Origin of the sequence: Bacillus sp. ISL-78, assembly GCF_018613455.1 — a bacterium.
GTDB classification, from domain to species: Bacteria; Bacillota; Bacilli; order Bacillales; family DSM-1321; genus Peribacillus; species Peribacillus frigoritolerans.
Genome location: NZ_JAGGQC010000009.1, coordinates 1 through 7,227 on the forward strand (window position 1 = coordinate 1; position 7,227 = coordinate 7,227).

Here is a 7,227-nt window from a genome sequence, read left to right on the forward strand (position 1 = left end):
GTCCAAATTTGTACAAGCAAATAAAATGAAGACATAATGACTTTCATGTCCAGTTTTCATGTTCATTACAGTAAATGTTTTCTAGGTAATCATTCCTTTTCTATGCGAACTCCTTAACTTTTGTTTTCTCGGAAAACCATGATAATTTCTCGGATAAATTCACCACTTCTCCTATTACGATCATGGCGGGATTGGCAACCTGCTCTCTTGTAACGGCCACTATTGAATCGATTGTTCCTGTAATAGTTCGTTGTAAACCTGTCGTTCCTTGTTCGATGACTGCAATGGCAGTTTCGGGCTTCATTCCACAGGAGCGTAATTGTTTACAGATATATGGAAGGTTTTTCATACCCATATAAATAACAATGGTATCAACACCATGTGTCAAATGATGCCAGTTGATGTTATCAGGTTTGCCGGTCACGCAGTGTCCTGTGACGATTGCGAAGGAACTCCCCCATTCCCTGTGAGTCAGGGGAATTCCAGCATAAGCTGGCGCAGCGATTCCAGATGCGATTCCAGGGACTATTTCAAATTGAATTCCGTGCTTTGCTAGCACTTCTGCTTCCTCACCGCCACGACCAAAAATGAATGGATCTCCCCCTTTTAGACGAACAATCGTTTTTCTCTCCATTGTTTTACTTATTAATAATTGATGAATGCCCTCCTGAGGGACACAATGTATACCAGGCGCTTTACCGCAATAAATGTATTCAGCTTCTGGTTTACCGTATGAAAGCAATTCACGATTTACCAATCGATCATACAAGATGACATCCGCTTCCGCGATGCATTTGATTGCCTTGACAGTAATTAAGTCCGGATCACCAGGTCCGGCACCAACTATATAGACCTTACCTTTTTCCATCCTTTATCCCCTTTTGTTGTTTAGTCATGAAATGTGATTAGGCTCAACTTTTCGATTATGAATGAACCAAAAAAATATGGTGAAGGGGAAGAGAACCTCCCCTTAATGAGACGTTAACTCTAAGATAGGATGTACTTTTACAGCACTGACTTTAAAGCCGGGCATTTTGCATGTCGGGTCTAAATCCTGTGAAACAAGACGATTGACATTTTGGGAGTCTGCCCAATGAAAAGGGACGAATATAGTATCATGGCGAATGGTTGCGGACCATTTGCTCCTTACAACAATACTTCCGCGCCTTGATTCAATTTTCACCAAAGTATTGTCTGAAATATGATATTTCTTGGCTGTTTCCGGATGGATTTCCATATATGATTCAAAATTTCTTGCGGCTAATGATGAACTTTTTCTCGTTTGTACTCCTGTTAAATAATGTGACATGATTCTTCCTGTTGTTAAATAAAGCGGAAATTCCGGACATGGCTGTTCTTTTGGAACAAGAGGCACGTTATTAACCACTACCATGGCCGCCTTTCCGTCCGGGTGGGCAAAAGACGATTCGAATAACCTTTTTGTCCCTTTATGGTCAATGGATGGGCATGGCCACAATATGCCTCCTTCTTTTCTTAAGCGATCATACGTTATACCATAATAATCAGCGGTCCCCCCGCGGCTTGCGACTCTCAATTCATCGAAAATCTCTCTCGCAGATTGAAAGGGAAAATGCTCCCCTTTCCCAAGAGCTTTAGCTATATCACAAATGATTTGCCAATCATGCTTCACTTCCCCAGTTGATGAAAAACTTGCTTCCCGCAACGTTACCCGCCCTTCTAAATTCGTCATTGTTCCCTCATCCTCTAAATAAGACGATGTAGGTAAAATCAAATCAGCCAATCTAGCAGTTTCAGAAACGAACATGTCTACTGCGACAAGAAACTTTAATTTTTTCAAAGCCTTTTTGACAAAGTTAGCATTTGGATTGGAAACAATGGGATTGGAACACATTAAAAACATGCCGGTAATTTCCCCTTCATTTATCTTCTCTATCATCTCGTATGCCGAGACACCTTTACGTGGCAATTCAGTCTCATCAATTCCCCATATTCTTGCAATATGTAATCTATGTTCCTCATTTTCAATCATGCGATACCCTGGCAGCTGGTCTGCCTTTTGGCCATGTTCTCTTGCTCCCTGCCCATTTCCCTGTCCAGTGATAGCTCCATAACCAGAATTCACTTTTCCAATTTTTCCTGTAATAATAAGAATATTAAGAAAATTTCGAACGGCGGCCGAACCATCTGTTTGCTGCTCAACTCCCCTTGCTGTAAAAATCATTCCTGATTCTTCTTTCCCGAACATGGCAGCCGCTTTTTGGATTTGGTCACTTGGAACCCCTGTCATTTCTGCAATTTCCTCCAACTTTAAAGATGTAACATACTCTTCAACTTCTTTATAGCCATTTGCACGTTCCCGGATAAACGCTTCATCAATAAGATCCTCTTCAATGATCACTTTTAATAATCCGTTTGCCAAGGCGGCATCCATACCTGGTTTTACTTTTAGATGTAAGTCGGCCATTTTCGTTGTTGCTGTTTCCCGGGGATCTACAGCAATGATATATGCCCCATTTTGTTTTGCTTGCTCAAAGTACGGCATGATTGTCGGCTGGCATTCTGCAATATTAGTACCAGCCAAGATTATGCACTTTGTGAACGGAACCTCTGATAAGCTGTTGGTCAGGCCCCTGTCCATACCAAATGTTTGGCTTGCTGCCGAAGCAGCTGCAGACATGCACAAACGGCCATTATAATCTATATACTTTGTTTTTAAAGCCACTCTTGCAAATTTCCCAAGTAAATAGGCTTCTTCATTTAAAATGGATGCACTCCCATAAACAGATAATGCATTTACACCATCTTCTGCTTGTATTTTAGTGAAATTTTCCTTTATGTGGCTTAATGCTTCCTCCCATGATATTCGAATAAATTCCCCATTTTTTTTCAATAATGGATATTTAATTCGATCTTTATGCAAAGCATGTTGGTGTGCATTCATTCCTTTAATGCATAAGCGCCCCTCTGAGGTTGGATTATCTTTTCCAATCGTCATATACTTTTTTCTTGTCACTATTGTTTGTTCCAGCATCTGCATCTTACATTGCATGCTGCAAAATGGACATTGTGTATCATATCGTTTTTCTGATTGGACCTCTTGTTGCTTCGTGCGGAAATACTTTAATAATAATTCGGTCAAGGCTCCTCACCCTTTACTCATTAATTTCTTCTGGTACAAACATTTATCCGTATATCTAAAGGTATTTTCACTTAGTTCATTCTCTGATCTACGCCATTTCCAATCGTTGAGATAGTTGCTGACTAAGTTCATTATCAAACAAAACTTCTCTAACATGAATTAAACCCACTCGTTCAATCCATTGCCAAGTCCGTTCTAAGTAATTGGCTGTTTCACGATAATATTGAATAAAGCCGATGATGATTTCAATTGCTTCATCATTTGTCCCTGCCACACATAACAGTTCACCGGCACGAACATTACGCCCACTGCTTCCGCCCACATATATCTCCCAGCCTCTGTCAACGCCCATTACACCTATATCTTTCGTTGTTGATCCTGCACCGTTATGCATACAAGCGGATATGCCCATCTTTATCCGGTATGGTGTTGATACATGCTCCAATCTTTTTTCCAAATCGACAGCAAGTGAAAGGGATTGCTGTTTTTCACAAGAGCAAACATTCTCGCCGATACATGTTTTGACGTTTTGAACGGTGTTACCATATTTCGAACTTAACGGCATGTCTAAATCAGCCCACACACCTGGGAGATCTTCTTTTTTCACCCCCATTAAATGAATCCTTTGTTCACTTGTAACCGCAACCTGAGATATATCATATTTATCTGCAACATTAGCAATTTTTCGCAAGTCTATTGCATTCGTAATCCCTCCGTACATTTGCGGGATAACAGAGTATCGGTTATCACTTTGAACTGTTGCATTCTTTTTTTCGTTTATGAAAAGAGTTTGCTGTCTGATCTCGTACTCTGGATGAATCATCCCTAAATAATAGCTCAATGCAGGCCTGCAAGTTGAACAACCCTTTGTATCTTCCCATCCAAGAACATCCATCGCTTCTTGGACAGTCGATACGTCTTGGAGCTGCATTTTATACACGACTTCATCCTCCGTTAATGTGGTACATGAGCAAAATGCAGTTTGTTTCTTATCCTGAGTGGAAAGATTACTTTGAATATAGGTCAAAAGCTCGGTCACTGCCGGCTTACATCCGCCGCAAGAACCGGAAGCCTTTGTGCATTGTTTAACTTGTTCCACTGTCGTCAATCCCTTATTTTGAACCGCTTCAATGATTCCTCCCTTTGAAACAGCATTACAATGGCAAATGATTTCATGATTTGCCATCGAAGCGATTAATCCCGCAGCCGTACTTGGTGATTGGAATAGTGCACTCTTTTCCTCTGACGATACTTCTTGCCGCTTTAAAATCATATCGAGTAATCGTGAGCTGTTGGTTGTATCTCCATACAGAACAGCACCTATGATTTTTCTTCCTTGAAAAACCACCTTTTTATAAACACTCTCCAGTTCATCAAAAGTTGTGATGGATTTCATTGTTTCATCACCAAGGAAATCTCCAACAGAAAATAACTCAACTCCTGATATTTTCAACTGGGTCGAAAGGACCGAGCCTTGGTATCCGCTGCATTTCATCTTGCAAATATGCTTTGCCAGCACTTCACCTTGTTCATATAAAGGCTTAACCAGTCCATAAACAATCCCTTGATGTTCGGCACATTCACCAACCGCATAAATATCTGGGATGCTCGTTTCTAAATAATCGTTTACAATAATCGCACGATTTGTATCAATTCCGCTTTCTTTGGCCAACTGAATATTCGGTCTCACTCCCGCAGCCATAACGACCAAATCTGCATCCAGCTCCGTTCCATCTTTAAAACGGACGCGCTCTACACGCTCGTTACCGATTAACTCCTGTGTTTCCTTTTTTAAAAGAAAGTTCATTCCCTGGTTTTCCAATTCCTTTTGCAGTAAAAGTGATGCCGTTGAATCGAGCTGCCTTTCCATTAAATAGTCAGCGATATGAACGACATGCACTTCCATACCAAGGTTTAACAACCCTCTCGCCGCTTCCAAACCTAACAAACCGCCTCCGATGACGACTGCTTTTTTATGTTTGCGTGAAGTTTCAATCATCTTTTGGCAATCTTCAATCGTCCGAAATGCAATGACGCCTTCTTTATCTGCACCTGTGACAGGAAGAATGAACGGGACAGAACCTGTGGCGATTATCAGTTTATCGTAGTAAACTTCCCGTTCTTTGTCTGTTTTTATCTTCCTGGTCTCTTTATCGATTTTTACTACCGTTTCACCTGTGAACAATTGGATATTATTCTCCGTATACCAGTTTCGATCATTTATCGTAATATCTTTAAATGAGGTGTTGCCTTGAAGTACAGACGACAATAAAATTCGGTTATAGTTAACGTGAGGTTCACTTCCGAAAATAGTAATCTCAAATGCAGTCGGATCCTTACTTATGATGGATTCAACACAATGTAATCCCGCCATTCCGTTCCCTACTAAGACCAGTTTTTGTTTATACATTTTATCCCCCCAAAAAACAAGTACTGTAAAAAGCCAAACTAAGTAAACAAAGTTCTAGATCTTAACTGAATTTTTTCCGACTACCCACGTTTTTCTCCATGAAAGCTGAGCTAGGCCCAGGATAAGCAAAGCCACGATTCCAACTGCGGAAAATACTAAAAATCCTGTAGCATATGTGCCAGTAATCTGTTTCAACGTACCTAGTATGTTTGGAACCAAGAATCCGCCAACACCTCCGGCAGCTCCTACAATCCCTGTGATAAAACCTATTTCTTTAGAAAATCGCTGTGGAACTAACTGAAAGACAGCTCCGTTGCCCATACCGAGAAATAGCATTCCGATGAACAGGAGGATCGTAACGGCAGTAAGAGAGTAAAGAAAACTAATCCCAAACATACATATAGTGAGTCCAATAAATAAAAACATAAGCAGTTTAACTCCACCTATTTTATCGGCAATAAATCCTCCGACGGGACGAAAGAAACTCCCGGCTATGACACATAATGTAACAAATTCCCCCGCCCTTATTCGTGTTAACCCATACTCATCAACAAAAAAGATGCTTAAAAAGCTAGTAAACCCGACAAAGCCCCCAAAAGTCACACTGTAAAGAATACAGAAATACCAAGTGTCCGTTATTTTAAATACGTTGAAATATTCCTTTAGTGGTTTTGCTGGCGGTTGAGATGGCGCGTCTTTTGCTATTAAAATATAAATGATAAACACGATGGTTAAAGGAATCAAAGCTAATCCCATAACATTATGCCAGCCAAGAGAATCTGCAATACGAGGTCCGAACAATGTCGCAAAAAGAGTTCCGCTGTTACCGGCACCTGCAATCCCCATCGCAAGACCCTGCAAATGCGGGGGATACCAACGACTAGCCATAGGAAGTGCTGCTGCAAAACTTGCTCCTGCCACTCCCAGCAAAATTCCTATTAAATAAAGCTCTGCTAAACTTTCACCGAATAACCATCCCCAAAAAAGTGGAATCATCGTAACAAGCATCCCGCCGATTGCGGTTTTCCGCGGGCCGATGCGGTCAGTCAAAAAACCAAGGACGATTCGAAAAAATGATCCTCCCAAAATCGGAATGGCCACAATCAAGCCTTTTTCAGCTGGGGAAAGTCCGAAATCCTTTGTAATATAGACACCGAGCGCCCCTAATAATACCCAAATCATAAAACTGATATCAAAATAAAGGAATGAAGCTAATAATGACGGAGCATGACCGCTTTTTTTCAATTCAGATATTTTCATTTTTCATCTCTCCAATACTTTATTAATTGAATATTCGTTTATTTTACTCTTATAAAAGTAAGATTTCTTTGTTTATGTAAGAAAACATCACACGCTTTTTTTGTAAGTTTTTAAATGTGAATACTTTAAAGTAGGTATTGGTCAAAATTTAATAAATTCATTTCCTTTTTCCTATATAAATCGCATGTTATTGTAGTTTACTTAGGTATGTAAAATTACAAGCTTGTTTTAACTTTTCAGTTATGGCCGGAATTGAAATATTCTCCATACAAAAATAGAGAAGCCTAATGCTTAAGCTTCTCTTCCAGTTTGTAGATAAACCGCTAATGAAGTTTGTTTACATTTTTATATTTGTCCGTTAATTCCATTCCAGGCACCCGCTCCCAAACAACGTTGTTTAACATTAAGATAGAATTCCTTTTGCCTACAGTCTTTT

4 protein-coding genes are annotated in these 7,227 nt (G+C 40.1%); all 4 read right to left on the reverse strand.

The window, feature by feature from the left end:
• Window positions 1-100: 100 nt before the first annotated feature.
• Entirely contained in the window at window positions 101-868 is a 768-nt protein-coding gene (gene cobA, locus J7I96_RS11940; RefSeq protein ID WP_214768288.1) for a uroporphyrinogen-III C-methyltransferase, read from the reverse strand.
• Window positions 869-970: 102 nt separating this feature from the next.
• Window positions 971-3,121 (reverse strand): assimilatory nitrate reductase catalytic subunit NasC, encoded by a 2,151-nt coding sequence (gene nasC / locus J7I96_RS11945; protein ID WP_214768289.1) that lies wholly within the window; start codon window positions 3,119-3,121, stop codon window positions 971-973.
• Between the two features lie 88 nt (window positions 3,122-3,209).
• Window positions 3,210-5,531, reverse strand: a complete 2,322-nt coding sequence (nirB, locus tag J7I96_RS11950) for a nitrite reductase large subunit NirB (protein WP_214768290.1) — start codon at window positions 5,529-5,531, stop codon at window positions 3,210-3,212.
• Window positions 5,532-5,585: 54 nt separating this feature from the next.
• On the reverse strand, window positions 5,586-6,791 hold the full coding sequence (locus tag J7I96_RS11955; RefSeq protein WP_214768291.1) for a nitrate/nitrite transporter: 1,206 nt from the start codon (window positions 6,789-6,791) through the stop codon (window positions 5,586-5,588).
• Window positions 6,792-7,227: the final 436 nt, after the last annotated feature.

Coding starts and splice junctions, on each gene's coding strand:
- J7I96_RS11955 (WP_214768291.1), bottom strand. CDS start 6,791: ATGAAAATATCTGAATTGAAAAAAAGCGGTCATGCTCCGTCATTATTA.
- cobA (WP_214768288.1), bottom strand. CDS start 868: ATGGAAAAAGGTAAGGTCTATATAGTTGGTGCCGGACCTGGTGATCCG.
- nirB (WP_214768290.1), bottom strand. CDS start 5,531: ATGTATAAACAAAAACTGGTCTTAGTAGGGAACGGAATGGCGGGATTA.